The following is a 25,137-nucleotide window of genomic DNA, read 5'->3' as shown; positions in this document are numbered from 1 at the left end:
ATGGCAGACCCAGCCAGTTACCGGCCCGCACCCGGATCCATCCCGACCGAGCCGGGCGTGTACCGGTTCAGCGACCCCAACGGGCAGGTCATCTACGTCGGCAAGGCCATTAACCTGCGCAACCGGCTGAACTCCTACTTCGCCGACCCTGCAAGCCTGCATTTCCGGACGCAGACGATGGTGCGCACCGCCAGCAAGGTCGAGTGGACGGTGGTGCACAACGAGGTCGAGGCGCTGCAACTCGAATACACCTGGATCAAGCAGTACGATCCCCGGTTCAACATCAAGTACCGCGACGACAAGAGCTATCCGTGGTTGTGCGTGACCTGGAGCGAGGAGTTTCCGCGGGTCTTCGTCGGTCGCGGCGCCAAACGCAAGGGCTACCGGTATTTCGGGCCTTTCGGACAGGCCTGGGCGGTGCGGGAGTCCGTCGATCTGCTGCTGCGCGTCTTTCCCATGCGATCGTGCACCAATGGTGTCTTCCGGGATGCACACGCCTCCGGACGACCCTGCCTGCTCGGGCACATCGGCAAATGCGCGGCGCCGTGTGTCGGACGGGTGACCGCGGCCGAGCATCGGGAGATCGCCGCCGACTTCTGTGCCTTCTGGTCGGGCAACAGCCGCGGGCTGGAACGCAAACTGACCAAACAGATGGAGGAGGCGGCGGCCTCGATGGAGTACGAGCGAGCCGCCGTCTTGCGTGATGCCCGGGACGCGCTGCGGCAGGCCACCGAGAAGAGTGCCATCGTGCTGCCCGACGGCACCGATGCCGACGTTTTCGCGGTGGCGGCGGATCCGCTCGAAGTGGCCGTGCAGATTTTCCACGTGCGTTCCGGCAGGGTGCACGGCGAGCGTGGCTGGGTCGCCGACCGGGCGGACGAGACCGACCTTGCCGAACTCATGGAAGGCTTCCTGTTCACCTTCTATGCCGACAATCAGGGTTCCGAGACCCGCACCGGGGGCACCATTCCGCCCGAGATCATCGTCCCGGTCGCGCCCGCGTCGGTCGATCTGCTGGCCGAACTGCTGAGCGAACAGCGCGGCGCACGGGTGAACATCCACGTCCCGCAGCGCGGCGACAAGAAGACGCTGCTCGAGACCGTCACCCGCAACGCCGAGCAGGCGCTCATCCTGCACAAGACCAAGCGCGCATCCGATCTGGCGACCCGCAGCGAGGCGATGGCCGAACTGCAGGAGGCCCTGGGCATGGCTCTGCCCCCGCTGCGCATCGAGGGTTTCGACATCAGCCACCTGCAGGGCACCGAAGTGGTCGGTTCGATGGTCGTCTTCGAGGACGGCATGGCCCGCAAGTCGGAGTACCGGAGATTCGTCATCAAGAGTTTCGAGGGCTCCAACGATGTCGCCGCCATGGACGAGGTGCTGCGGCGCCGGTTCAACCGGCTGCTGGCCGACCGTGCCGAGATGGCCGAGGCCGCCGCGGGCAGCGACGACGGCCCCAGCCTGATCGACGCCAACACCGGCGCGCCGCGCAAGTTCGCCTACGCGCCGGCGCTGGTGGTGGTCGACGGTGGCCTGCCGCAGGTGAACGCTGCCCAGCAGGTGCTCGATGATCTGGGACTGGCCGACGAGGTCCTGCTGATCGGCCTGGCCAAGCGGCTGGAAGAGATCTGGATCCCCGGTGAGGACTTCCCGCTGATCCTGCCGCGCACCTCCGAGGCCCTCTACCTGTTGCAGCGGGTCCGTGACGAATCGCACCGTTTCGCCATCACCCACCATCGCAACCGTCGTTCCAAGGCGATGGTCGAGTCGGTCCTGGATGCCGTTCCCGGACTGGGGGAGGTGCGGCGCAAGACCCTGCTCACGCAGTTCAGCAGCCTCAAGAAGCTGCGGGCGGCCAGCCTGGACGATCTGCTCGCACTGCCCGGTTTCGGCCCGTCAACCGCACAGGCCGTGCTGGATGCTCTCGCCCAGGAAGTTGCCGGCGAAGCCATCAATACCGCCACCGGCGAGGTCACCGAAGTCTGACGATCACCCAAGCCGAACCCGGGTCGCTCACAGACAGGCAATAATGGGACTTGTGAGCGAGCCGCAGACCTCCAGCCAGCCGGAATCCGCGTCCCCGCGCGTTGTCATCATCACCGGGATGTCCGGAGCGGGGCGCCGTACCGCCGCCCACGCGATGGAAGACCTCGGCTGGTTCGTCGTCGACAACCTGCCGCCCAGTATGCTCTCCCAGCTCGTCGAGACCGCCCGCCGCGGCGGACAGAACAGAGTCGCCGTCGGCCTGGACGTGCGATCTCGCGAGATGTTCGATCAGCTGCCCCGCAGTCTCGCCCAGCTCGAGGTGCAGGGCATCCGCTGCGAGATCTGCTATCTCGAGGCCAGCGATGTCGCGATCGTGCGTCGGCAGGAGTCGTCGCGGCGCCCGCTGCCGCTGCAGGGCGGCGGCAGCATCATCCAGGCCGTCGCCAAGGAACGGCGGATGCTGCGCAACCTGCGCGCCGATGCCGACGTGGTCATCGACACCTCCAACCTCAACGTGCACCAACTCGCTCACCGGGTCGGGCACATCTACGGTTCGGGCGACGACCAGGCAACCCGGTTCCAGATCATGAGCTTCGGTTTCAAGAACGGCGTTCCCGTGGACGCGGACATGGTCTTCGACGTGCGTTTCCTGCCCAACCCGCACTGGGTTCCCTATCTGCGCCCGCAGACCGGGCTGTCTCGAGAGGTCAGCGAGTACGTGCTGGCCCAGCCGGGCGCCGCCGAGTTCCTCGATCAGCTGGTCAGCCTCATCGACATCATCGGCCCAGGCTATTTCCGGGAGGGCAAGCGCCAGGCGACCATCGCGATCGGATGCACGGGGGGTAAGCACCGCAGCACCGCCATGAGCGAGGCTTTCGCAGCACGACTGCGGGCCGAGGGGGTGCAGGTTTCGGTTCTCCACCGTGATTTGGGGCGGGAATGAGTCCTCCCAAGGTGACCGCTTTGGGCGGCGGGCACGGACTGTCCGCGTCCCTGCAGGCCCTGCGGCAGATCACCGACGAGCTGGTGGCCGTGGTGACGGTGGCGGACAACGGGGGATCGTCCGGGCGGCTGCGCCGCGAACTGGGCGGGCTGCCCCCGGGTGATCTGCGGATGGCCCTGGCGGCGCTGTGCGGCGATGATCCGCTCGGACGCCAGTGGGCCTCGGTCTTGCAGTCGCGTTTTCACAGTTCGGGTCCGCTGAACGGGCATGCCATCGGCAATCTGCTCATCGAGGGCATCTGGCAGCAGTTCGACGCCGTGCAGGGACTCGATATGGTCGCCGGACTGCTCAATGTCTGCGGACGGGTGCTGCCGATGTCACTCGAATCCCTCACCATCGAAGCCGATGTCATCGGTGCCGATCCGCTGCACCCGGATGAACCGGTGGTGGTGCAGGGTCAACATGAGGTGGCCGTCACCTCGGGCGATGTGGCCGCCGTGCGGCTGGTGCCGGCCAATCCGCCCGCCTGCCCCGAAGCTATCGCCTCGGTGCACGATGCCGACTACATCGTCTTGGGCCCCGGGTCGTGGTTCACGTCGGTGCTGCCGCACCTGTTGGTGCCCGAGCTTGCCGAGGCAATCGTCAGCTCGTCGGCCCACCGGATACTGACCCTCAACATCGAGCCGGAGGAAGAGACCAAAGGCATCGGTGCCGCCCAGCATCTGGAGATCCTGGCCGAACACGCTCCGCGATTGCGCTTCGACGCCGTGGTCGCCGATAGCAGTTTCGGGGCCGACGACCGGAATCTGCGTACCTTCGCCGGGGTGCTCGGTGCTGAGCTGGTGGTGGCGGATCTGCGCTGCTGTGACGGCAGCGCCCGGCACGATCCCCAGCGGTTGGCGGCGGTGTTCCGCCAGGTCATGGGCAGTTGACCGCAGGACGTGCGCACGGGCTCCGTTCGCTCCACCCTTTCGACCAGATGATTGTGGGATGATGCCAAAGTGGCTTTGACGCAGCAGGTGAAATCAGAATTGGCGACCGTGCGTGTCCAGAAGCCCGAGACCCGCGCTGCCGAACTGGCCACCATGCTCCGGTTTTCGGGCGGTCTGCATGTGGTGAGCGGGCACATCGTGATCGAGGCCGAGCTTGACAGCGGCGCCGCCGCGCGCCGGCTGCGCCAGGCCATCACCGACCTGTTCGGTTACGACTGCGAGGTGCTGGTGCTTGCCAGTTCCGGCATCCACCGCACCACCCGCTACGTGCTCCGCCTGACACGCCAGGGGGAGGCCCTGGCCCGCCAAACCGGCCTGATCGACTCCCGTGGGCATCCCGCCCGCGGGCTGCCCGCTCAGGTCGTCGGTGCCGGCATCAGCGAACAGGTCGCAGTATGGCGCGGCGCGTTCTTGGCCCGCGGCTCATTGACCGAACCCGGACGGTCCATGGCTCTCGAGATCACCTGCCCCAGCTCGGAAGCCGCGTTGGCGCTGGTCGGGTCGGCCCGCCGGCTCGATATCGCGGCGAAAGCACGTGAGGTGCGCCAGGTCGACCGGGTCGTCGTCCGTGATGGGGACGCGATCGCCGCGCTGCTCACCCGGATGGGCGCCCACGCCTCCGTGCTGGCCTGGGAGGAGAGCCGGGTGCGCCGCGAGGTGCGGGCATCGGCGACCCGGCTGGCCAACTTCGACGACGCGAACCTGCGGCGTTCCGCCCGGGCTGCGGTGGCTGCCGGTGCACGTGTCGAGCGCGCGCTGGAGATCCTCGGCGACGAGGTGCCCGACCATCTGAGGCAGGCCGGGCTGTTGCGGCTCGAACACAAGCAGGCCAGCCTTGAAGAGCTCGGGCAGCTACACGATCCGCCGCTGACCAAGGACGCGATCGCCGGGCGTATCCGCCGGCTGCTGGCGATGGCCGACAAAGCTGCTGCTGAGCAAGATATCCCGTCCACTCAGGCAGCTTTGACCCCGGAAATGCTGGACGAAGAGTAGTCATCGCAATATCGTTGAAGCACCATCCCCGGGCCGTTACTTCAAACGCTGACGTTCGGTACGATAGATGGCGACCATTCAGTCTGAAATAGTGCCCCGGCACAGTATCTCTGAAGGAGATCGAATATATGACCGTCAAGGTTGGCATCAATGGCTTCGGCCGCATTGGCCGCAACTTCTACCGCGCTGCCAAGGAGCAGGGCGCGGATCTGGAGATCGTGGCAGTCAATGACCTGACTGACACCAAGACTCTGGCTCACCTCCTCAAGTACGACTCGATTCTTGGCCGCTACAAGGGCACCGTTGAGCACGACGACTCCTCGATCATCGTTGATGGCAAGGCCATCAAGGTTCTCGCCGAGCGTGACCCCGCCAACCTGCCGTGGGGTGACCTGGGTGTTGAGATCGTCGTCGAGTCGACCGGTTTCTTCACTGACGGCACCAAGGCGAAGGCCCACATCGATGGCGGCGCCAAGAAGGTCGTTATCTCCGCCCCCGGCAAGAACGTTGACGGCACCTTCGTCATCGGCGTGAACGATGACAAGTACGACCCGGAGACCGACAACATCATCTCCAACGCCTCCTGCACCACCAACTGCCTCGCGCCGCTGGCCAAGGTCCTGCAGGATGCCTTCGGCATCGAGCGTGGCATCATGACCACGATCCACTCCTACACCGGTGATCAGCGTCTGCTGGACGCCCCGCACAGCGACCTGCGTCGCGCTCGCGCCGCGGCCCTCAACATGATCCCCACCAAGACCGGTGCCGCTCAGGCTGTTGCTTTGGTCATCCCGGAACTCAAGGGCAAGTTCGATGGTCTGGCCGTTCGCGTGCCGACCCCGACCGGTTCGCTCACCGACCTGACCTTCATCCCCGGCCGCGAGGTCACCGTTGAAGAGGTCAACGCCGCTGTCAAGGCTGCCGCCGAGGGCCCGCTCGAGGGCATCCTGGCTTACACCGAGGATCCGATCGTCTCGACCGACATCGTCGGCGACCCGCACTCGAGCATCTTCGATGCCTCCGAGACCAAGGCCATCGGCAACCTGGTCAAGGTGCTGAGCTGGTACGACAACGAGTGGGGCTACTCCAACCGCCTGGTCGACCTCACCGAACTGGTCGCCAGCAAGCTCTGATCGGGCCTACAACCTAGGTCGTGAATAGCAAGGGGGGCGTGTCGGCAGTCTGCTGGCACGCCCCCGTTTTCTTCCCACCCGTCATCACCACAAAGAAGAGGATCCACTGTGCGATCAGTGAATGAACTGCTGGACAATGTTCGCGGCAAGCGTGTCGTCATCCGCTGTGACTTCAACGTGCCGCTCGACGGCGACGTCATCACCGATGATGGCCGCATCAAGGCTGCCCTGCCGACCCTGACCAAGCTTCGTGACGCCGGTGCACGCGTCACCGTGCTCGCCCACCTGGGGCGCCCGAAGGGTCAGGTCAACCCCAAGTACTCGCTGGCCCCTGTGGCCAAGCGGCTCGGCGAACTTCTCGGTGCCGAGGTCAAGCTGGCAGCCGACGTGGTGGGTCCGTCGGCTCAGGAGCTGTCGGCCTCGCTCACCGATGGCCAGATCTGCCTTGCGCAGAACGTCCGCTATGAGCCGGGCGAAGAGTCCAAGATCGATGCCGAGCGGGCCGCGCTGGCCGCTCAGTACGCCAAGCTCGGCGATATCTACGTTTCAGACGGCTTCGGTGTCGTGCACCGCAAGCAGGCGTCGGTCTACGACATCGCCAAGCTGCTGCCCGCCTATGCCGGCGAACTGGTCGCCAAAGAGGTCGAGGTGCTGAGCAAGCTCACCACCAACCCCGATCGTCCGTTCACCGTCGTGCTGGGCGGCGCCAAGGTCGCCGACAAGCTCGCGGTGATCGACAACCTGCTCAAGGTCGCCGACGCGCTGGTGATCGGTGGCGGCATGGCCTACACCTTCCTGGCCGCTAAGGGCTACCCGGTCGGCAATTCGATCCTCGATGCGTCCAAGGTCGAGGTCTGCGCCGAGTACCTCAAGACGGCGTCCGCCGAGGGCAAGAAGATCGTGCTCCCGGTCGACGTCCGGGTGTCCGACGGCATGGATTTCGCCGCCCGCAAGGTGATCGGTGAGGTCGAGGTCGTCCCGGCCGACCAGATTCCGGCCGGCAAGGAAGGCCTGGACATCGGTCCCGAATCCGAGAAGCTGTTCGCCGACACCGTGCGCTCGTCCCACACGGTCTTCTGGAACGGTCCGGCCGGTGTCGCCGAGATCCCCGCCTTCGCCGAAGGCACGGCCGCTGTCGCCAAGGCGCTGACCGAGGTCGATGGCCTGACCGTGATCGGTGGCGGCGACTCGGCCGCAGTGGTCCGCGAACTAGGTTACGCGGACGATCAGTTCGGCTGGATCTCCACCGGCGGCGGTGCCTCGCTGGAGTACCTCGAGGGCAAGGAACTGCCCGGCCTGGCCGTTCTCGAAGAATCCGCGAAGGGGGAGTGACCATCATGAGCCGTACTCCGATCATGGCTGGCAACTGGAAGATGAACCTCAACCACATCGATGCAGTCGGGCTCGTCCAGAAGCTGGCGTGGACATTGGCCGACGAGCGCTACGACACCGCTCAGTGCGAGGCCGTGGTGATCCCGCCGTTCACCGGCATCCGCAGCGTTCAAACACTGATCGACGGCGACAAGCTGCCGCTCAAGCACGGTGCGCAGGATCTGTCTCCCCACGACGATGGCGCCTACACCGGTGACATCTCGGCCGACATGCTGGTCAAGCTCGACTGCAGCTATGTGGTCGTCGGACACAGCGAACGCCGCGAATACCACGCCGAGACCGATGAGATCGTCAACGCCAAGGCCGCCAAGGCGCTGTCGAAGGGCCTGATCCCGATCATCTGCGTCGGTGAGGGTCTCGATGTGCGTAAGGCAGGCAGGCAGGTCGCCCACACGGTTGCTCAGGTGACCGGGGCCCTGGCAGGTCTGTCGGCTGCAGATGTGGCGAGCCTGGTGATCGCCTACGAGCCCATCTGGGCGATCGGCACCGGCGAGGTAGCCACTCCCGCCGATGCTCAGGAGGTCTGTGGGGCGATCCGCAAGGCTGTCGCCGAGCTCTACGACGAGGCGACCGCCGAGGCCGTCCGCATCCAGTACGGCGGCTCGGTGAAGTCGTCCAATGTCGTCGACATCATGGCCCAGCCCGATGTCGATGGCTGCCTGGTGGGCGGCGCCAGTCTGAAGGCCGAGGAGTTCGCCAAGATCGTGCTCTTCTACCAGAAGGCCTGACCGAACCCGGCAATCAACGCTACGGCGGTGGTGGTGGTAGCTGTGATGGCGCCACCGCCACCGCCGTTTGGCATGCATGATCATCGTGGTGGTTGTCGTTGCACTGCTGATTCGGGTGCCAGGCGGTGGTGAGATACAATCTCCCCCGTGACTCTTGTACCGCTGATGGCGTGGCCGGTGTTGACTCTGTCGATCGTGCTGAGCGTTCTGAGCGTGATCCTGACCGGCTTCATCTTGCTGCACAAGGGGCGTGGTGGTGGATTGTCGGATCTGTTCGGCGGCGGAATGACCACCGGCATGAGCGGCACTTCGGTAGCCGAGCGCAATCTCGACAGGTTGACGATCATCGTCGCCGGGCTTTGGCTGTTGTGCATCGCCGGGTTGCTGGTCTTGTACAGCACCGGAGCCGGTGCCTGATCCGGACGCCGTCCATTTACTCGTTGGTTAGGGGAACAAAGCTGTGAGTGGTGGCAACGCCATAAGGGGTAGCCGTATCGGTGCCGGTCCGATGGGAGAGGCCGAGCGGGGCGATTCAGCGCCGCGCACCCGGGTGAGCTTCTACTGCGCCAACGGTCATGAGACACGTCCTGCGTTCGCCATGGACGCCGAGATTCCCGAGCAGTGGGAGTGCATTCGCTGCGGGCTACCGGCCAGCACCGATCAGCAGAACCCGCCGCCCCCGCCGAAGAACCTGCCCTACAAGACGCATCTGGCCTACGTGAAGGAGCGTCGCAGCGACGAGGAGGCCGTGGCGATTCTGGCCGAGGCCCTCGACGGTCTGCGTAGCCGCCGCGCCCGGGGCGAAGTCATCTACTGAGCCATCGGCGGCGGCGGTTGCTGATTCAGAAACGGCAGTGGTAGTACGGCAGTTTCGACGCAGCGCCGCGGTCGAGGAACCAGTACGTCGCCGAGGCGCCATGCACCAGCCCGGCCGGTAACAGCGGGTCGTGATGCACCACGGCCCGCGCCACCACATCGGCCTTCTCCTCACCCGAGGCCAGCAGCCAGATCTCATTCGATTTGTTGAACGTCTTCAGTGTGAGCGTGATTCGCTCGCTCGGCTCGATCGGGGCATTCGTCACACCGACCACGCTCAGGTTCGTCTCCGACTGCACCTGAAGACTGGGATGGTTCGGATAGATCGACGCGACATGCCCGTCGACGCCCAGACCCAGCAGGCAGATGTCGAAGGTGACGTCGGCCAGCTCCTTGGAATAGGCATACGCGGCCTCGTCGGAGTCCATCGTCCCTGTGCTGCTCGGCATCGGGTGCACCTGCGAGGGGACGAACGGTAGTGTTCTGGCCAGCACGGTCAGAGCTCTGGTCGCGTTGCGCATCTGGTCGGTGGTCGGCACATAGCGTTCGCTGGTCCACCACAGTTCGAGGCGGCTGGGATCCAGCGGGTTCGCCTGCGCCAACCTCGCCAGGGACTCGTAGAGAGCCAGGGCGGTCGTGCCACCGGTCAGGGCCAGGTGGACGCGCTCCTTCTGCTGCTGCAGTTCCGAGAGCCGCTTGGCGAGCCGTCCAGCCATGCTGACGGTCAGTTCGTCCAAGCTGCGGTATCGGTAGATGCGTTGCAGGCTCACGGCTTAACTCTGCTCCTCGGTGGCCATGAATGCCATCAAATGATCGAAGGCCTCGTCTCCGCTCAATCGGGAAAGCTCCTCGGAAAGCAACTGCGGCACGGTGCGCCGGGCCAGCGCCACTCGCCGGTCGGGCTGGCCGGGCAGCGAAAGCGACGCCTCGATCGGGGAGAACCGCTGCAAGACGACATCGCCTGCCTCGGTGACCAGTTTGACCATGTGCAGGCCGGGATAGCTACTCACCGCATCGGGACGCAGCACCGGCACCTGGAGGCGCATCCTCAGCCACGCTGCGAGAAGCTCGCTTGGGGCCGATGACAGCGGACCGACGACTTCGGCTGACGTCACCGTTGAGCGGACCTGATTGAGCGCGGCGACCAGCAGAGCACGCCAGCGGGTCAGCCGTGTCCAGCTCAGATCGGTGGTTCCGGGCTGATGACTGCGGGCGAGCTCATAGACCGTGGCCATGGGATCATCGGTGGTCATCGAGTCCACGATCTTCCGGTGGGCGAGCGCGGACAGATCGCAGCGTGCCGGATCGCCGGGCACCAGATCGCGCGACCAGATCACCACGGGCAGTTCCGATAGCAGCAGCGGCAGCAGCACCGAGTCGGCGTGCTGGTCGACCTCTCCGGCGAATTCCAGCGTGATGACCTCGGCCGCGGATTGCTCGGTCTGGATCTCGGCGTTCAATCCGACATCGTTGTGCATGCCGCGAATGGCCACCAGGATCCGCGATGGATGCAACTCGCCGGCGGCCTGGGCGCCCTCCATGGCCTGCTCGTAGCCCTCGGCCGTGGTATTGACGACCAGCGTCAGCACCAGGCCCGACTTGGCCGGGGCCTTGCCTTCCATCCGGAGCCGGTACAGCGTCTCGTTGATTTCGTGGGCATCGGTGTTCTCAAGTCTGATACTCATCTGCACTCCTAAGGACGCCGCCAGGCGAACCCATCGCGGGCCAGCATCTCCTGGGATCCGTGCGGACCCCACGTGCCGGCCGGATACTGCTCGGGCTGGCCGGCCTGCGCCCAAAGCTCCAGCACCGGATCCAGGATCTGCCAGGACAACTCCACCTCGCGCTGGCGCGGGAACAGCGGCGGATCGCCCAGCAGCACGTCCAGAATCAGCCTTTCGTAGGCCTCCGGGCTCGACTCGGTGAACGAACCGGAATAGGAGAAGTCCATGCTGACCTGCCGGATCTCCATCTGGGTGCCCGGCACCTTGGCGCCGAAATTCATCTCGATGCCCTCATTGGGCTGAATCCGCAGCACCAGCGAGTTCACCCCGAGCGCCTCGATATCGGGCTGGCTGAATGGCATGTGCGGTGTGCGCTTGAAGTTCAGTGCGATCTCGGTGACCCGCCGCGGCGCTCGCTTCACCGTGCGCAGATAGAACGGAACTCCGGCCCAGCGCCGCGAGTCGATGTCGATCCGCATGGCGGCATAGGTTTCGGTTCGCGACTCCGGGTTGATGCCGTCCTCTTCCAAGAAGCCGCGGACCAGTCGTCCGCCCTGCCAGCCGGCCGCGTACTGGCCGTTCGCGCTGTGCACGTCGAGGCGATCGGGCACCTTCGCGGCCTCCAGCACCTTCTCCTTCTCACGCCGCAGGTCATGGGGGTCGAAGGTGTTCGGCTCCTCCATGGCGGTGAGTGCCATCAGCTGGAAGAGGTGGTTCTGGATGACGTCGCGCGCCGCGCCCACCCCGTCGTAGTAGCCGGCCCGGCCGCCGATACCGAAGTCCTCGGCCATGGTGATCTGCACGTCGGAGACGAAGTTCCGGTTCCACACCGGCTCGTACATCATGTTGGCGAAGCGGAACGCCAACAGATTCTGCACCGTCTCCTTGCCCAGGTAGTGATCGATGCGGAAGACCGATTCGGCGGGGAACGCTGCCGAAACCACCCGGCTCAACTCGGTCGAGCTCGCCAGATCGTGCCCGAACGGCTTCTCGATGATCGCCCGTTTCCAGCCGTGGGTCTGGTCGGTCATGCCGTGCGCGTTCAGTTGCTCGATGACCTGTTCGAAGTTCTTCGGCGGGATCGACAGGTAGAAGGCGTGATTGCCGTCGGTGCCGTGCTCGCGATCGAACCGATCAAGAGTCTTCTTGAGCCGGATGAAGGCATTCGCGTCGTCGAAGGTGCCCTGGACGAAGTCGATGCCGCCCACCAGCTGGCGCCAGACCTCGGCGCGGAACGGCGTGCGGGAGTTCTGCCGAACGCTGGTGGCCAGCTGCTCGATGAACTGCTCTTTCGTCCAGTCGCGGCGGGCGAAACCGACCAGTCCGAAGCCCGGGGGGAGCGCGCCGTGATTGGCGAGGTCGTAGATGGCCGGGATGAGCTTCTTACGCGCGAGATCGCCGGTGACTCCGAAGAGCACGAGCACACTCGGACCGGCCAATCGCGGCAGCCGCCTGTCCGCACTGTCGAGCAGCGGATTCGTCCACGTTGCGTCCACAACACCTCCAGGAGTTGCCCATCGTCCAGCCGTTTCCATGAAGCCACGCATGGCCCGTGGGGCGAACCCACTCTACCGGTCGCGGCGGCTCCGGCCGCGGGTATTCAGCCCACCGCAGATTGCGCCGATCGGACGACCGCTTCATAGAGCCGGTCGAGCTGCAGCTGACGGCGATCGTAGAACTCCACGCAATGGGGGTCAGGACGCAGCGCTGCTGCGGTCTGCACGGCGGTGCGCTCGATGCCGGGCGCCACCACATCCAGTGCGATGCGGGCATTGCCGAGCAGGGTCGACCGTTTGATATTGACCGCCACCAGCTCGAGGCTCAGCCCGTCGGCCATCACCGTCAACAGCCCGGGCGCCTCGGCGGCCACCCGGCCGCCCACCCGGGCGCTCGCGATCGGCCCACCGACCTGGACCAGCTGATCGATGATGCGCTGGAACGACCAGACGATGCCCTCCAGGACACCGCGGTACAGCTCGAGTGCCGAGGTGGAGAAATCGACCTCGTGCAGCGTCGCCCGTGCCGAACCCACCCAGCCGGTGGAGCGTTCACCGGTGAAGAACGGCAGCACCAGCGGGGTGATGGCACTCGGCGGCTCATGCAGCTGCGCCGCCACGATCGCATCGTCGGGCAGTCGCAACTCACGCATCATCCACTCGGTGGCGCGGCCGACATCGTTGACTGCACCGCCGATCAGGGAGTGCTGCGAATCGACCCGATAGCTCCACAGGCCGCGCGGCAGGTCCAGGCCGCCGGTGCCCACAGGATCGTCCACCAGCATTCGCATCGCGCCCGAGGTGGCCAGCGAGATCACCGGGCTGCCGGACGCGTCGCCGATGCCACAGGTGGCCGCATAACCGTCACCGATGGGGGCACACCAATGCGCCTGCTTGAGACTCGGCCACAGCTTGCGTGCCTTCGAGCCCTTCTGTGGGCTCAGGCCGTCGGCAGGATCGGCGATCCGGTTGAGTTGATCCTCGGTGATGCCGGCGAGCTCCAGCATGGCAGGCGCCCACTGCCCGGTGTGCCGGTTGAGCAGACCGCCCCAGGCAGCCACCGAGGTGCCGGCGGCGGTGTCGCCGAGCAGCCGCAGCCAGACGTATTCGCCGAGTGACATCCAGCGGGTCACCGTGGCGACGGTGGCCGGTTCGGTGCGAGCCAGCCAGCGCAGCCGGGCGGGCAGGTAGCTCGCGTGGAAACGGCAGCCGGTGAGCGCCTGAATCCGGTCCTCGTCCACCTCGGCGCGCAGCAGTGCCACCTCGTCGGCGCACCGGTTGTCGTTGTAGTTGAAACAAGGAGTGACCGCTGCGCCCTGAGCGTCCACCCCCACCAGCGAGGATGCGAAGGTATCCAGCGACACCGCGGCGACCGGATGACCCACCGTCAGATCCACCAGCTGGTCGATCAGCTGGGTGACCTCGCGGACGATCTGGTCGGGGTCGATGATCGACGTGCCGTCGGCCCGGGTGGTGAAGGCATGCGGGACCTTGGCCCGCGGACGCACCGGAGAACCGTTGGCGTCATAGATGGCGCCTCTGCTGGCGGTCGAGCCCACGTCCAGGGCGAGCACCAGTGGGTGCCGAGCACGTCCGAGCATGATCTCGAAGCTAGGGCTTGCCATGGTGGTGAGCTTAGGGCCTGGACGCGGTGCCACGATCGGGCGTAAAGCTCGTGGACAGTACGCCGGCAGTGAAAACGATCCCGAAGTTTGGTTAGGAAGCCCTAAGGCGATTCAAGACAGTTTGGTTTTCTGATCATATTTAGACAACATGGAACGCGTGGAAATCGAAAACCGTGCCGAGATGACCAGCCAGCCTGGCAGCCAGGCTGCGGCCACTGATGCCTCCACTCGCCAGCGGGTGCTGGACCTGCTGCTTGAGCGCGGGACGATGACAGCCGCGGAGTTTGCCGATGCGCTGTCGCTGACCGCCGCCGGAGTACGCCGTCATCTGATCGCGTTGGTTGACAGCGGTGAGATCACGACCATTGAACAGAGCGGACCTCGCGGTCGCGGGCGTCCAGCAAGTGTCTACCAGCTGACCGCGGACGGGCGCAAAGGCTTCGGCCAGGCCTACGACGATCTGGCGCTGAGCGCGCTGGCCGAACTCGTAGCCATCGCCGGGCCGGATGCGATCGGCCGCTTCGCCGAACGGCGGCTGGCAGATCTTGAGGACGACTACCGCCGTCGCCGGGGAACCGACCCCGACAAGGACCCGATGGAAGTACTGGCCGAGGCGCTCAGCGCGGCCGGCTATTTCGCCGAGACCGCGGCCGGCGGCGAACTCTGCCAGCACCACTGCCCGGTAGTCGATGTGGCTACCGAGTACCCACAGCTTTGTGATGCCGAGACCAGCGTTTTCGCCCGTCTGCTCGGCTCCGATGTTTCCCGGTCGGCCACGATCGCCCATGGCGCTCAGGCCTGCCGTCTTCACGTTGGCGGCCCAACGCCGCTGCCGAACCCCGTTTCTGCCCTAGCAGATCGAAAGGTGAACGCATGACGACCGATATCAAGCCCCAGGCATCCGAGCAGCCGACCCAGTCCGAACAGATCGAGGCCCTGTCGCAGTACCGCTTCGGCTGGCATGATTCCGATGCGGCCGGCGCGACAGCCAAGCGCGGGTTGGACGATTCCGTGGTCCGCGGCATCTCTGCCCTGAAGAACGAGCCCGAATGGATGCTGCAGCGCCGGCTGAAGGCACTCAAGCTGTTCGAGCGTAAGCCGATGCCCACCTGGGGTGCCGATCTCAGCGAGATCAATTTCGACACGATCAAGTACTACGTGCGCTCCACCGAGCGCCAGGCCAACAGCTGGGAAGAACTGCCCGCCGACATCAAGAACACCTACGACCGCCTCGGCATCCCCGAGGCCGAGAAGGCACGTCTGGTCGCCGGTGTGGCGGCCCAGTACGAGTCCGAAGTCGTCTACCACAAGATCAACGAGGAGCTGGAGCGCCAGGGCGTCATCTTCCTGGACACCGATACCGGCCTGAAGGAATACCCGGAGATCTTCGAGGAGTACTTCGGCTCGGTTATCCCGGCCGGCGACAACAAATTCGCCGCGCTGAACACGGCGGTCTGGTCGGGCGGCTCGTTCATCTACGTGCCGAAGGGCGTGCACGTCCAGATTCCGTTGCAGGCCTACTTCCGGATCAACACCGAGAACATGGGCCAGTTCGAGCGCACGCTGATCATCGCCGACGAGGGCTCCTTCGTCCACTATGTCGAGGGCTGCACGGCGCCGATCTACAAGACCGACTCGCTGCACGCCGCAGTCGTCGAGATCATCGTGAAGAAGCACGCCCGGGTGCGGTACACGACCATCCAGAACTGGTCGAACAATGTGTACAACCTGGTCACCAAGCGTTCGACGGTCGACGAGGGCGGCACCATGGAGTGGATCGACGGCAACATCGGGTCCAAGGTCTCCATGAAGTACCCGGCGGTCTGGCTGATGGGTCCCCACGCCAAGGGCGAGACCTTGTCGATCGCATTCGCCGGTGAGGGCCAGCATCAGGACACCGGCTCGAAGATGGTGCACTGTGCGCCCTACACCTCGTCGACCATCGTGTCGAAGTCGGTCTCGCGCAGCGGTGGGCGTTCGTCCTACCGAGGCCTGGTGGAGGTGCAGCCGGGTGCCCGGCACTCCTCGTCCAGCGTCAAGTGCGATGCGTTGCTGGTCGACAACATCTCCCGCACCGACACCTACCCGTATGTCGATGTCAAGGAAGAAGACGTCTCGATGGCACACGAGGCCACGGTCTCGAAGATCAGCGAGGACCAGCTCTTCTACCTGATGCAGCGTGGGCTGAGCGAGGACGAGGCCGCCGCGATGGTCGTGCGCGGATTCGTCGAGCCGATCGCCCGCGAACTGCCGATGGAATACGCACTTGAGCTCAACCGGCTGATTGAGCTGCAGATGGAGGGTGCAGTCGGCTGATGGCAGCCGCCGCAATCCACCAGGAACAGAACCAGGAGGCTTTCATCAGTTGAGCACCACCATCACCCGCTCCGAACCCCGCGTCGTCAGTGTCAGCGGCGCGTTCACCTCACACCTGCACCCGACCCCGTCGTGGCAGTTGACCGATCACACCGTGCCCACCGGGCGCGAGGAGAACTGGCGATTCACCCCGGTCAAGCGGTTCAAGCCGCTGATGACCGACGGGCCGTTCGGCCAGATCTCCGTCACCACGACGCTGCCCGAAGGCGTCACCAGCCGGACGATCGACGCGGCGGCCGCCAAGGATCTCTCGTTCGACCCGCCGGTCGACCTGGTGGCGGCCAAGGCCGTCCAGGCCGAGCAGGCGCTGCTGATCGAGGTGGCCCCGCAGGCCGTGCTTGATGCACCGGTGGTCATCACCACCGACGGCAGCGACGAACTGGCCGCCTCCCACATGATCATCACCGTCGGTCATCACGCCGAGGCCACGATCGTGCTGCAACGCACCGGGGTATCCCGGCTGGCGTCGAAGGTCGAGGTACAGGTCGACGAAGGCGCCCGCGTCGATGTCATCACCGTCCAGGACTGGGCGACCGGCGCAGTCCACGGCGGTCAGTACTCGATCCGGATCGGCCGGGACGCCAAGGTGCGCTCCTTCCAGGCCACCATCGGGCAAGGCGATGTGCGGCTGGTGGAGCGGGTCGAGTACGCCGGGCCCGGCGGCGAGCTCAACCAGCTCGGCATCTACTTCGTCCAGTCGGAGCAGCACGTCGAACACCGGCTGCTGGTCGACCACAACCACCCGAACACTGTCAGCCTGGTCGACTACCGCGGCGCCCTGCAGGGTGCGGGTGCGCATTCGGTGTGGATCGGCGATGCGCTGATCCGCAAGACCGCGGTCGACATCAACACCTATGAGACCAACAAGAACCTCATGCTCACCGAGGGTTGCCGGGCCGACTCGGTCCCGAACCTGGAGATCGAGACCGGCGAGATCCGCGGCGCCGGCCACTCGAGTTCCACCGGGCGCTTCGACGCGAACCAGCTGTTCTATCTGCGCAGCCGTGGCATCCCCGAGGAGCAGGCCCGCCGCCTGATCGTCGAGGGCTTCTTCCTCGACATCATCCGCCGCATCGGCTTGCCCGAGATCGAGGCGCGTCTGGTCGAGGCACTGAACGTCCAGCTGGCCAGCATCGAGGATCTCTCGCACGACGCATTGCTCAGCGAGGACGACCAAGCATGAGCCCGGTAGCCGTCGCCACGCTCGACGAGCTCTCGGATGTACCGCTGGGAGTTGACGTGCCCGGCAGCGATCTGGAGCTCGCGATCGTGCGCATCGGCGACGAGGTCTTCGCTATCGCCGACGAATGCAGTCATGGCAATGTCCGGCTCAGCGAAGGCGATGTCGACGCCGAGCACTGCACGATCGAATGCTATCTGCACGGTTCGATGTTCGATCTACGCACCGGTGCTGCACTCAATCTGCCGGCCGTACTGCCGGTGCCCGTCTATCCCTGTGTCATCGACGGCGATCAGATCCTCGTCGACATCGACCACCCGTCCACTCACCAGGAGAACTGAATCACCATGGCAGACCTTGTCATCACCGACCTGCATGTCGATGTCGAGACCGAATCGGGTCCCAAGCCGATCCTGCACGGGGTGAACCTGACCATCAAGACCGGTGAGATTCACGCCATCATGGGCCCCAACGGCTCCGGCAAATCGACCATGGCCTACGCGCTGGCGGGCCACCCCAAGTACACGATCACCTCGGGTTCGGCCACCCTCGACGGCGTCGAGCTCACCGGACTGAGCGTGGACGAGCGGGCCAAGGCCGGGCTCTTCTTGGCCATGCAGTATCCGGTCGAGGTTCCCGGCGTGTCCACCAGCAACTTCCTGCGCACCGCCAAGACCGCCCTGGACGGACAAGCGCCCAAGGTCCGCACCTGGCCGAAGGTCGTCAGCGGCGCGCTCACCCGGCTGGAGATGGACCCCGACTTCGCGACCCGTTCGGTCAACGAAGGCTTCTCCGGTGGCGAGAAGAAGCGCGGCGAGATCGTCCAGCTCGATGTGCTGAACCCGAAGGTCGCGGTGCTGGACGAGATCGACTCCGGCCTGGATATCGACGCCGTGCGTATCGTTGCCGACGGCATCAACCGCTACGCCGCCCAAGGCGACCGCGGCGTGCTGCTGATCACCCACTACACGCGCATCCTGCGCTACATCGAGCCGACCCACGTGCACGTCTTCGTGAATGGGCAGATCGTCGAGTCCGGTGGCAAGGAACTGGCCGATGAGCTGGAGATCTCCGGCTACGACAAGTACGTGAAAGCCGTTCACGCCTGATGTGGAACTCCGCCGCTATCCGTGCTGATTTCCCGATTCTCGACAGGGAAATCAACGGGCACCCGCTGGTCTATCTCGACTCGGCGAACACCTCGCAGAAACCCCGCGAGGTCGTCGAGGCTGTGGAGGCGCACTACCTGCGTCACAACGCCAACGTCGCCCGCGCCATGCACACGCTGGGGGCCGAGGCCACGGCAGCATTCGAAGGTGCCCGGGTGAAGGTGGCGGAGTTCGTCCACGCTCGCTCGTCCGATGAGATCATCTTCACCAAGAACGCCTCCGAGGCGCTCAACCTGGCCGCCTATACCCTCGGCCGCCGGCTGAAGCCCGGCGATGAGGTCGTCATCTCGGTGATGGAGCACCATTCGAATCTGGTGCCCTGGCAGCTGGCTTGCCAGGCGAGCGGGGCGACCCTGCGCTGGTTCGACATCACCGACGACGGCCGGCTCGATCTGGAAGCGGCACAGCGCGACGGGCTGATCAACGAACGGACGAAAGTCGTCTCGGTCGCCTGGGTCAGCAACGTACTGGGCACTATCAACCCGATCCGCCAGATCGCCGACTGGGCCCACTCGGTCGGCGCGATCATGGTGGCGGACGGTTCGCAAGGCGTTCCGCAGCGGGCCACCGACGTGACGGCTCTCGGGGTGGATCTGCTGGCCTTCACCGGTCACAAACTCTGCGGTCCCACCGGCATCGGTGTGCTGTGGGGTCACTACGACCTGCTCGAGCAGCTGCCGCCCTTCCTCGGCGGCGGCGAGATGATCGAGGTCGTCCGGATGGAGGGCTCGACCTATGCGCCTCCGCCGCATCGCTTCGAGGCCGGCACACCGCCGATCGCTCAGGCGGTCGGGCTGGGAGCGGCCATCGACTATCTGAACCGCATCGGGATGGATGCTCTCGCCGCTCACGAGACCGAGATCACCGCGCACATGCTGGACGGTCTCGGCGCGCTGGACGGGGTCCACATTCTCGGCCCCGCCGAGGCGGTGGACCGTGGCGGCGCGGTGTCGTTCGTCGTCGACGGCGTGCACCCGCACGATCTGATGCAGTTGCTCGACAGCCGCGGCGTGGCCGTGCGCGGCGGGCATCACTGCGCGGCTCCGCTGCACAAGCGGCTGGCGGTGCAGAGTTCTTCACGTGCGTCCGGCTATCTCTACACCACCCCAGAGGAAGTGGATGCGCTGGTGGAGGCCGTCGCTTGGGGCTATGACTTCTTCAACTCCCGCGCCAGGAGGTCACTGTGAGCGTTGAACAGCTGTATCAAGACATCATCATCGATCACTATCGGGAGAAGCATCATTCAGGGCTGCGTGCCCCGTTCGGCGCCGAGGTCCATCACGTCAATCCCAGCTGCGGTGACGAGGTCACGCTACGGGTGAGCATGGACGGCGACACGATCGGTGATGTCTCCTACGACGCGGAGGGATGCTCGATCTCGCAGGCATCCACCTCGGTGATGTGCGATCTGGTGATCGGACGCGACGTCGCCGACTCGATGGCATTGTTCGACGAGTTCCGCGACATGATGGAGAGCCAGGGGCGGATCGAGCCCGACGAGGACCGGCTGGAGGACGGCATCGCATTCGCCGGTGTCGCGCAGTTCCCGGCGCGCGTCAAGTGCGCCATGCTCGGCTGGTCGGCACTGCGCGATGCGCTGATCCGGGCCGGCGTCGAGCTGCCCGCTTCGCGCGATGACAAGGAGTGACATGACCAATCCGTCTGATCTGGTGAGAGACGAGTTGCCCGGCGACCCGGTGCCCGCCACCTGGGCGACGGCCACCGCGGAGCAGAAGAAGCTCGTCATCCTCGAGGCGCTGAAAGAGGTCGTCGACCCCGAACTGATGGTGAACGTCGTTGACCTGGGGCTGATCTACGACGTGCTCATCGACGACGATCTCAATGTCACGCTTGAGATGACGCTGACCAGCCCGGCCTGCCCACTGACCGATCAGATCGAGTGGGAAGCCCAGGCGGTGCTCGGCCAACTCGCCCGCAGTGTCACCATCAACTGGGTGTGGATGCCGCCGTGGTCGATCGACCTGATCACCGACGACGGACGCGAGCAACTCCAGGCACTCGGCTTCATGATCTGAGTCCGGGTCGGGCACTCAGTAGCTCGACAGCGGGTATCTTTCGCGCACGACATAACGCACGCTCCCGTCGTCACCTTGCCCGAGCAGAGACTCGATCAGGACGATTTCGGTGACCGGCCAGGGTTCGATCGTGGTCGCGTCCAGCGCATCGATCTGTGGACGAGCATCGGCCGGGTGCCGGTAGCGCGCGATCGTCAGATGGCCGACGAAAGGTTCATCGGCAACGCTGATTCCTGCCCGCCGTGCGGCCGTGCGGCAGCCGCGGGCCAAGGCAGCGAGTTCGCCGCCCGGATCGTCGGCCCCCAGCCACAATGCCTTCGCCAGGCCTGGGGCCGGGAATGCGCCCGCGCCGGCCAGGCCCAGCCCGAATCGGGCAGTGGCAGCGGCGAGGTCGGTCAACAGCTCGTCCAGCCGGGTGTAGCCGGCGGCGTCGACTCGCGCCATGAAGGCGCAGGTCAGATGCCAGCCGGACGGCTTCGTCCAGCGGAGCTGGGGCCACCGGAGCCTGCCCGGTTCGAGCAGATCTTCCAGCCGGGCGACGGCTTGCGGCGGTGGTGTCACTGCGGTGAACATCCGCCGGACCGGATTCGAGGATGTGGTGCTACGAGATGCCATTGCCGACAGTCTAGGCAACTCGGTCATCGCAGGCCCGGGCCTCAGGCATTCTGCTGCCGATTGAGCGACGCGGCCCCCGTCGGCTGGCCACTGTGGTGCGGGGGAAAGCCGACGTGCCTCGTCCGGGGGTCTTGTTGCCGATGGTTTTTTGCTCACAGGATCAAGGCGAGACACAATGGGCACGACTATGTTGCAGGCTACTGATCTTGAGGTCCGTGCGGGTGCACGGCTGTTGCTCGAACCCACGACCTTCCGGGTGAACCCCGGCGACAAGATCGGTCTGGTGGGTCGTAACGGCGCGGGCAAGACGACGATGATGCGGATCCTGGCCGGTGAAGGTATCCCCGCCGCCGGTCAGGTGACCCGGCGCGGCGAGATCGGTTATCTGCCGCAAGATCCCCGTGAGACCGATGTGGCGATGCTCGCCCGCGATCGGATCCTGTCGGCCAGGGGACTGGACACCATCTTGGTGCGCCTACGCAACTACGAGAAGCAGATGGCCGCCACCAGCGGCGATGAACAGCAGCAGGCGATGGCGTCCTACGCCCGCGCCGAAGCCGAGCTGATGGCCGCTGGCGGCTACGGAGCCGAAGCCGAAGCGGCACGCATCGCCGCGAACCTGGGGCTACCCGAGCGGGTGCTCGGCCAGCCGCTGCACGAGTTGTCCGGTGGTCAGCGCCGCCGCATCGAACTGGCGCGCATTCTGTTCAGCGCCGCCGACACGCTGCTGCTCGACGAGCCGACCAACCACTTGGATGCCGACTCGATCGTCTGGTTGCGCGACTTCGTCAAGACCTACGACGGCGGTGTGATGATGATCAGCCACGATGTCGGGCTGCTCGACCAGACCGTCACCAAGGTCTTCCACCTGGACGCCAACCGCACCACCCTCGATCAGTATTCGATGGGCTGGTCCACTTATCTTCAGCAGCGCCAGCTGGACGAGAAGCGTCGCAAGCGCGAACGCCAGAATGCCGAGCGCAAGGCCGCCCAGCTGCGGCTGCAGGCCGAGAAGCTCGGCGCCAAGGCGACCAAGGCGACGGCTGCGCAGAACATGGCCCGGCGCGCCGAGAAGCTGCTCGCCGCCACCGAGGGCGAGCGGGCTGTCGACAAGGTGGCCAAGATCACCTTCCCGAGCCCCGCGCCGTGCGGCAAGACACCGCTGATGGCCAAGGATCTCACCAAGAACTACGGCTCCCTGGAGGTCTTCACCGGCGTCGACCTGGCGGTCGACAAGGGCTCGCGGGTGGTCATCCTCGGGCTCAACGGTGCAGGCAAGACAACCCTGCTGCGGCTGCTGACCGGCATCGAGACACCCGACACCGGCGAAGTCGTGCCGGGCCATGGCCTCAAGCTCGGCTATTTCGCGCAGGAACACGACCTGCTGGACCCGCAGGCCAGCGTCCTGCAGAACATGATGCAGGCAGCGCCCGATCTCAATGAGACCGAGGCGCGCCGGGTGCTGGGCGGATTCCTGTTCTCCGGGGACGATGACCACAAGCCCGCCGGCGTGCTGTCGGGTGGCGAGAAGACCAGGCTCGCCCTGGCGACCCTGGTCGTTTCATCGGCCAACGTCCTGCTGCTCGACGAGCCCACGAACAACCTGGACCCGGCATCCCGCAAGGAGGTGCTGGACGCGATCCGTCGCTATGAGGGGGCGATCGTCCTGGTCACCCACGATGAGGGCGCGGTCGAGGCGCTGGAGCCGGACCGGGTGATCGTGCTGCCCGACGGGACCGAGGATCTGTGGAGTGAGGACTACGCCGAGCTGATCTCGCTGGCCTGACGCAACGTTGGTGCAGGCCGTGGAGGCGGTGTTCGTGGGGGCCGACCGGCCCTGCGCGCGGTGCCCGATGACCGCGTCAGAGGCTGTTCCCAACTGATCGGCACCAAGATCATTGATTCGTTCCCAGCGTCGTTTAGCGCCGCTATTCTGAGATTCAGACCCTGCTTGAGAAAGGGGCGGGCCGATGAATCGTCTGAGTAAGGGCAAGCGCGTCAGCGGAGAATTGCGCAATGAAGTCCAGCAGTCGTTTGTCGAACGCTACGAGGCGGGCGAGTCGATCCGCTCGTTGGCAGCAGAATGCGGCCGTTCCTATGGCTTCGTTCAAGGACTGCTGAAGGACGCCGGTGTCACCTTCCGCCAGCGCGGGGGGGCCCGAAGTCCGAAGAAGGATACGGATGGCGAATCGGCGGCCGCTTCCATGGCAGCCAGTTGACGGTGCGGTCGGCGAGTTCGGATCACTCGAATTAGTATTGCCTAATTCGTTATCGTCAATCGGATTCATAGCTGCTGATTGCCACCGCCACTGTGGTGGTTAGTGCCCTGGGGAAATCACGGGCACCGTCATGAAATGCGTTCGGTCCCATACCCACCAGATCCGCAGTTGCGGCAGCGTCCAGATCGATGTCGAAGGTCAGTTCCTGTCGGGACACGAGTTCCAGTCCGGCGGCCGCGAAACTGGCGTCCAGGCGGGCCAACTTGTCGTCCTCGACATTGAGCAGCCCGAGGCGTGCCCGCAGTTGCGCCAGGTGCTGTGGCCGGGGCGCGACCACGACGACCTGCCCGCCGGTGGCCAGCACCCGAGCGAACTCCGGGGGATTGCGCGGAGCGAAGATACAGAGCAGCCGATCCAGGCTGCCGCTGCCGATCGGAAGCGTCTGCCAGGTGTCGGCCACTGCGCAGGCCATCATCCGGCGGGCGGCCCGCCGTGCGGCCGCCACCGAGATGTCCAGCCCCAGATGAGCCGGTGGGTGTGTCGCTGCCACGGCCGCGCCCAGGTAGTATCCCGGGCCGACCCCGACCTCAGCCAGCCGCCCGCCGGGCTCGCAGGCCGAACAGACCGCCTCCCGGATCGGCTGGTAGTAGCCGGCGGACAAGAACCGCTCACGAGCGGCGACCATCTCGGCTGTGTCGGCGTTGGCCGGCGCCGGGCCGCGCAGGAGATTGACATAGCCTTGCCGCGCGATGTCGAAGCTGTGGCCCCGTCCGCAGCGCAGCTGCCGGTGTTCGCGGGTCAGGGCATCCGCGCAGACCGGGCAGGTCAGCAATCCGATGGCGGCATCAATGGCTGGCATGGGTTCCATCTTGGCCCGCAGCCCAGGCACGAACCAGCAGGCGCGGACGAAACAGACAACGATGGCTGGCTGTTTTTGTGCCACTCACACCACCAACAACGGCAGCCGAACGATAGATTCACTGGAGTGAGCGAAACTGCCAATACTTCAAGCGGCCGTGTAGCCGTCATCACCGGCGCCGGACGAGGCATCGGTGCAGCGATCGCCGAGACCCTGCGGGACGCCGGATACCGCGTCGCCAGCTTCGATATCTCGGACGCCGCGCCTGAGGGTGTACTGGGCGTGGCCTGCAATGTCACCAACACCGAGTCGGTCGACGAGGCCTTCAAGAAGGTGGAGGCCGAGTACGGCCCGGTCGAGATCCTGGTCGCCAACGCCGGCATCACCCGTGACACCTTGCTGATGCGGATGAGCGACGAGGACTGGGAGAAGGTTCTCGACGTCAACCTGACCGGGGCCTACCGCGTCGTCCGCCGGGCTGTGCGCGGCATGGTCAAGCAGCGCTTCGGACGCATCGTCGCCACCAGCTCGGTGGTTGCGCTGCTCGGTTCGGCCGGGCAGGTGAACTATGCGTCCACCAAGGCCGGTCTCATCGGCATGGCCCGCAGCGTGGCCCGCGAGGTCGGCGGGCGCGGGATCACCTTCAACGTCGTCGCTCCCGGATTCATTCAGACCGCGATGACCGACGTGCTGGATGAGGCGACCCAGAAGTCGTACGCCGAGCGCATCCCGGTCGGCCGGATGGGCACCATCGCCGATGTCGCGCATGCGGTGAAATTCCTTGTCGAAGACGAAACCGGGTACATCACCGGGGCTGTGATCCCGGTTGACGGCGGCCTGGGAATGGGGCACTGA

At 65.6% G+C, this 25,137-nt stretch carries 26 protein-coding genes; 20 read left to right on the top strand and 6 right to left on the bottom strand.

Translation table 11 applies throughout. From position 1 onward, the window contains the following. From uvrC to QUE25_RS02375, 9 genes are all read left to right on the top strand, one after another. The gene (uvrC, locus tag QUE25_RS02415) at positions 1-1,986 is read left to right on the top strand and encodes an excinuclease ABC subunit UvrC (RefSeq protein WP_286267224.1); all 1,986 of its coding nucleotides are present in this window, start codon (positions 1-3) and stop codon (positions 1,984-1,986) included. Between the two features lie 43 nt (positions 1,987-2,029). Further along, positions 2,030-2,929 (top strand): RNase adapter RapZ, encoded by a 900-nt coding sequence (rapZ, locus tag QUE25_RS02410; protein ID WP_425332730.1) that lies wholly within the window; start codon positions 2,030-2,032, stop codon positions 2,927-2,929. Next, complete coding sequence (locus tag QUE25_RS02405) at positions 2,926-3,861, top strand: gluconeogenesis factor YvcK family protein (protein WP_286267221.1); 936 nt, start codon at positions 2,926-2,928, stop codon at positions 3,859-3,861. Before rapZ ends, QUE25_RS02405 begins: the two co-directional genes overlap by 4 nt. A gap of 69 nt (positions 3,862-3,930) precedes the next feature. Then, positions 3,931-4,914 carry a DNA-binding protein WhiA gene (gene whiA, locus QUE25_RS02400; protein WP_286267219.1) on the top strand — a complete coding sequence of 328 codons (984 nt, stop codon included), beginning with the start codon at positions 3,931-3,933 and terminating at the stop codon, positions 4,912-4,914. 128 nt (positions 4,915-5,042) lie between these two features. Further along, entirely contained in the window at positions 5,043-6,047 is a 1,005-nt protein-coding gene (gap, locus tag QUE25_RS02395; protein WP_286267217.1) for a type I glyceraldehyde-3-phosphate dehydrogenase, read from the top strand. Positions 6,048-6,155: 108 nt separating this feature from the next. Further along, positions 6,156-7,379, top strand: a complete 1,224-nt coding sequence (locus tag QUE25_RS02390; protein WP_286267215.1) for a phosphoglycerate kinase — start codon at positions 6,156-6,158, stop codon at positions 7,377-7,379. A gap of 5 nt (positions 7,380-7,384) precedes the next feature. Further along, complete coding sequence (gene tpiA, locus QUE25_RS02385; protein WP_286267213.1) at positions 7,385-8,167, top strand: triose-phosphate isomerase; 783 nt, start codon at positions 7,385-7,387, stop codon at positions 8,165-8,167. Between the two features lie 165 nt (positions 8,168-8,332). Continuing rightward, the gene (secG, locus tag QUE25_RS02380; protein WP_286268473.1) at positions 8,333-8,584 is read left to right on the top strand and encodes a preprotein translocase subunit SecG; all 252 of its coding nucleotides are present in this window, start codon (positions 8,333-8,335) and stop codon (positions 8,582-8,584) included. A gap of 43 nt (positions 8,585-8,627) precedes the next feature. Beyond that, positions 8,628-8,984: an RNA polymerase-binding protein RbpA gene (locus tag QUE25_RS02375; RefSeq protein ID WP_286267211.1), complete on the top strand. Its 357-nt coding sequence runs from the start codon at positions 8,628-8,630 to the stop codon at positions 8,982-8,984. Between the two features lie 25 nt (positions 8,985-9,009). On the opposite strand, the gene pgl is transcribed toward QUE25_RS02375, so the two are convergent. The 4 genes from pgl to QUE25_RS02355 form a co-directional block, all read right to left on the bottom strand. Continuing rightward, positions 9,010-9,753 (bottom strand): 6-phosphogluconolactonase, encoded by a 744-nt coding sequence (pgl, locus tag QUE25_RS02370; RefSeq protein ID WP_286267209.1) that lies wholly within the window; start codon positions 9,751-9,753, stop codon positions 9,010-9,012. Between the two features lie 3 nt (positions 9,754-9,756). After that, entirely contained in the window at positions 9,757-10,668 is a 912-nt protein-coding gene (locus tag QUE25_RS02365) for a glucose-6-phosphate dehydrogenase assembly protein OpcA (RefSeq protein WP_286267207.1), read from the bottom strand. An 8-nt stretch (positions 10,669-10,676) separates the two neighbouring features. After that, positions 10,677-12,242 (bottom strand): glucose-6-phosphate dehydrogenase, encoded by a 1,566-nt coding sequence (gene zwf, locus QUE25_RS02360; RefSeq protein WP_286267205.1) that lies wholly within the window; start codon positions 12,240-12,242, stop codon positions 10,677-10,679. A 65-nt stretch (positions 12,243-12,307) separates the two neighbouring features. Continuing rightward, the gene (locus QUE25_RS02355) at positions 12,308-13,828 is read right to left on the bottom strand and encodes a gluconokinase (RefSeq protein WP_286267203.1); all 1,521 of its coding nucleotides are present in this window, start codon (positions 13,826-13,828) and stop codon (positions 12,308-12,310) included. A 157-nt stretch (positions 13,829-13,985) separates the two neighbouring features. Between QUE25_RS02355 and QUE25_RS02350 the strand changes: the two genes are divergently transcribed. Genes QUE25_RS02350 through QUE25_RS02315 form a run of 8 tightly spaced genes read left to right on the top strand, consistent with a single transcriptional unit; the run spans position 13,986 to position 20,589 of the window. Next, positions 13,986-14,705, top strand: coding sequence for a helix-turn-helix transcriptional regulator (locus QUE25_RS02350; RefSeq protein WP_286267201.1), 720 nt, complete (start codon positions 13,986-13,988; stop codon positions 14,703-14,705). Next, positions 14,702-16,144, top strand: coding sequence for a Fe-S cluster assembly protein SufB (gene sufB, locus QUE25_RS02345; protein ID WP_286267199.1), 1,443 nt, complete (start codon positions 14,702-14,704; stop codon positions 16,142-16,144). The genes QUE25_RS02350 and sufB overlap by 4 nt, the downstream gene beginning before the upstream one ends. Before the next feature lie 49 nt (positions 16,145-16,193). After that, positions 16,194-17,387: a SufB/SufD family protein gene (locus tag QUE25_RS02340; RefSeq protein ID WP_286267197.1), complete on the top strand. Its 1,194-nt coding sequence runs from the start codon at positions 16,194-16,196 to the stop codon at positions 17,385-17,387. Then, positions 17,384-17,725, top strand: coding sequence for a non-heme iron oxygenase ferredoxin subunit (locus QUE25_RS02335; protein WP_286267195.1), 342 nt, complete (start codon positions 17,384-17,386; stop codon positions 17,723-17,725). Before QUE25_RS02340 ends, QUE25_RS02335 begins: the two co-directional genes overlap by 4 nt. A 6-nt stretch (positions 17,726-17,731) precedes the next feature. After that, positions 17,732-18,493 (top strand): Fe-S cluster assembly ATPase SufC, encoded by a 762-nt coding sequence (gene sufC, locus QUE25_RS02330; RefSeq protein WP_286267193.1) that lies wholly within the window; start codon positions 17,732-17,734, stop codon positions 18,491-18,493. Further along, on the top strand, positions 18,490-19,740 hold the full coding sequence (locus QUE25_RS02325) for a cysteine desulfurase (RefSeq protein WP_425332752.1): 1,251 nt from the start codon (positions 18,490-18,492) through the stop codon (positions 19,738-19,740). The genes sufC and QUE25_RS02325 overlap by 4 nt, the downstream gene beginning before the upstream one ends. Further along, entirely contained in the window at positions 19,737-20,201 is a 465-nt protein-coding gene (sufU, locus tag QUE25_RS02320) for a Fe-S cluster assembly sulfur transfer protein SufU (protein WP_286267190.1), read from the top strand. Before QUE25_RS02325 ends, sufU begins: the two co-directional genes overlap by 4 nt. 1 nt (position 20,202) lies before the next feature. Further along, on the top strand, positions 20,203-20,589 hold the full coding sequence (locus QUE25_RS02315; protein ID WP_286267188.1) for a metal-sulfur cluster assembly factor: 387 nt from the start codon (positions 20,203-20,205) through the stop codon (positions 20,587-20,589). A gap of 15 nt (positions 20,590-20,604) precedes the next feature. Here QUE25_RS02315 and thpR read toward each other — a convergent pair whose 3' ends face one another. Continuing rightward, positions 20,605-21,204, bottom strand: coding sequence for an RNA 2',3'-cyclic phosphodiesterase (thpR, locus tag QUE25_RS02310; RefSeq protein ID WP_286267186.1), 600 nt, complete (start codon positions 21,202-21,204; stop codon positions 20,605-20,607). A gap of 187 nt (positions 21,205-21,391) precedes the next feature. On the opposite strand from thpR, the gene abc-f reads away from it, so the two are divergent. Both abc-f and QUE25_RS02300 read left to right on the top strand, forming a co-directional pair. Beyond that, on the top strand, positions 21,392-22,990 hold the full coding sequence (abc-f, locus tag QUE25_RS02305) for a ribosomal protection-like ABC-F family protein (RefSeq protein WP_286268472.1): 1,599 nt from the start codon (positions 21,392-21,394) through the stop codon (positions 22,988-22,990). A 184-nt stretch (positions 22,991-23,174) separates the two neighbouring features. Beyond that, positions 23,175-23,423 (top strand): helix-turn-helix domain-containing protein, encoded by a 249-nt coding sequence (locus QUE25_RS02300; RefSeq protein WP_425332729.1) that lies wholly within the window; start codon positions 23,175-23,177, stop codon positions 23,421-23,423. Between the two features lie 55 nt (positions 23,424-23,478). Here the strand turns inward: QUE25_RS02300 and QUE25_RS02295 are convergent, their stop codons facing one another. Beyond that, positions 23,479-24,282 (bottom strand): putative RNA methyltransferase, encoded by an 804-nt coding sequence (locus QUE25_RS02295; RefSeq protein WP_286267184.1) that lies wholly within the window; start codon positions 24,280-24,282, stop codon positions 23,479-23,481. A 126-nt stretch (positions 24,283-24,408) separates the two neighbouring features. On the opposite strand from QUE25_RS02295, the gene fabG reads away from it, so the two are divergent. Further along, the gene (fabG, locus tag QUE25_RS02290) at positions 24,409-25,137 is read left to right on the top strand and encodes a 3-oxoacyl-ACP reductase FabG (RefSeq protein ID WP_286267182.1); all 729 of its coding nucleotides are present in this window, start codon (positions 24,409-24,411) and stop codon (positions 25,135-25,137) included.

Origin of the sequence: Brooklawnia propionicigenes (assembly GCF_030297015.1) — a bacterium.
GTDB classification, from domain to species: Bacteria; Actinomycetota; Actinomycetes; order Propionibacteriales; family Propionibacteriaceae; genus Brooklawnia; species Brooklawnia propionicigenes.
Note: the sequence above shows the minus strand (reverse complement) of the source record. Positions and strands in the feature narration are given on the sequence as shown.

Coding starts and splice junctions, on each gene's coding strand:
- uvrC (WP_286267224.1), top strand. CDS start 1: ATGGCAGACCCAGCCAGTTACCGGCCCGCACCCGGATCCATCCCGACC.
- rapZ (WP_425332730.1), top strand. CDS start 2,030: ATGGGACTTGTGAGCGAGCCGCAGACCTCCAGCCAGCCGGAATCCGCG.
- QUE25_RS02405 (WP_286267221.1), top strand. CDS start 2,926: ATGAGTCCTCCCAAGGTGACCGCTTTGGGCGGCGGGCACGGACTGTCC.
- gap (WP_286267217.1), top strand. CDS start 5,043: ATGACCGTCAAGGTTGGCATCAATGGCTTCGGCCGCATTGGCCGCAAC.
- tpiA (WP_286267213.1), top strand. CDS start 7,385: ATGAGCCGTACTCCGATCATGGCTGGCAACTGGAAGATGAACCTCAAC.
- secG (WP_286268473.1), top strand. CDS start 8,333: ATGGCGTGGCCGGTGTTGACTCTGTCGATCGTGCTGAGCGTTCTGAGC.
- QUE25_RS02365 (WP_286267207.1), bottom strand. CDS start 10,668: ATGAGTATCAGACTTGAGAACACCGATGCCCACGAAATCAACGAGACG.
- zwf (WP_286267205.1), bottom strand. CDS start 12,242: ATGGAAACGGCTGGACGATGGGCAACTCCTGGAGGTGTTGTGGACGCA.
- QUE25_RS02355 (WP_286267203.1), bottom strand. CDS start 13,828: ATGGCAAGCCCTAGCTTCGAGATCATGCTCGGACGTGCTCGGCACCCA.
- sufB (WP_286267199.1), top strand. CDS start 14,702: ATGACGACCGATATCAAGCCCCAGGCATCCGAGCAGCCGACCCAGTCC.
- QUE25_RS02335 (WP_286267195.1), top strand. CDS start 17,384: ATGAGCCCGGTAGCCGTCGCCACGCTCGACGAGCTCTCGGATGTACCG.
- sufC (WP_286267193.1), top strand. CDS start 17,732: ATGGCAGACCTTGTCATCACCGACCTGCATGTCGATGTCGAGACCGAA.
- QUE25_RS02315 (WP_286267188.1), top strand. CDS start 20,203: ATGACCAATCCGTCTGATCTGGTGAGAGACGAGTTGCCCGGCGACCCG.
- thpR (WP_286267186.1), bottom strand. CDS start 21,204: ATGGCATCTCGTAGCACCACATCCTCGAATCCGGTCCGGCGGATGTTC.
- abc-f (WP_286268472.1), top strand. CDS start 21,392: ATGTTGCAGGCTACTGATCTTGAGGTCCGTGCGGGTGCACGGCTGTTG.
- QUE25_RS02300 (WP_425332729.1), top strand. CDS start 23,175: ATGAATCGTCTGAGTAAGGGCAAGCGCGTCAGCGGAGAATTGCGCAAT.
- QUE25_RS02295 (WP_286267184.1), bottom strand. CDS start 24,282: ATGCCAGCCATTGATGCCGCCATCGGATTGCTGACCTGCCCGGTCTGC.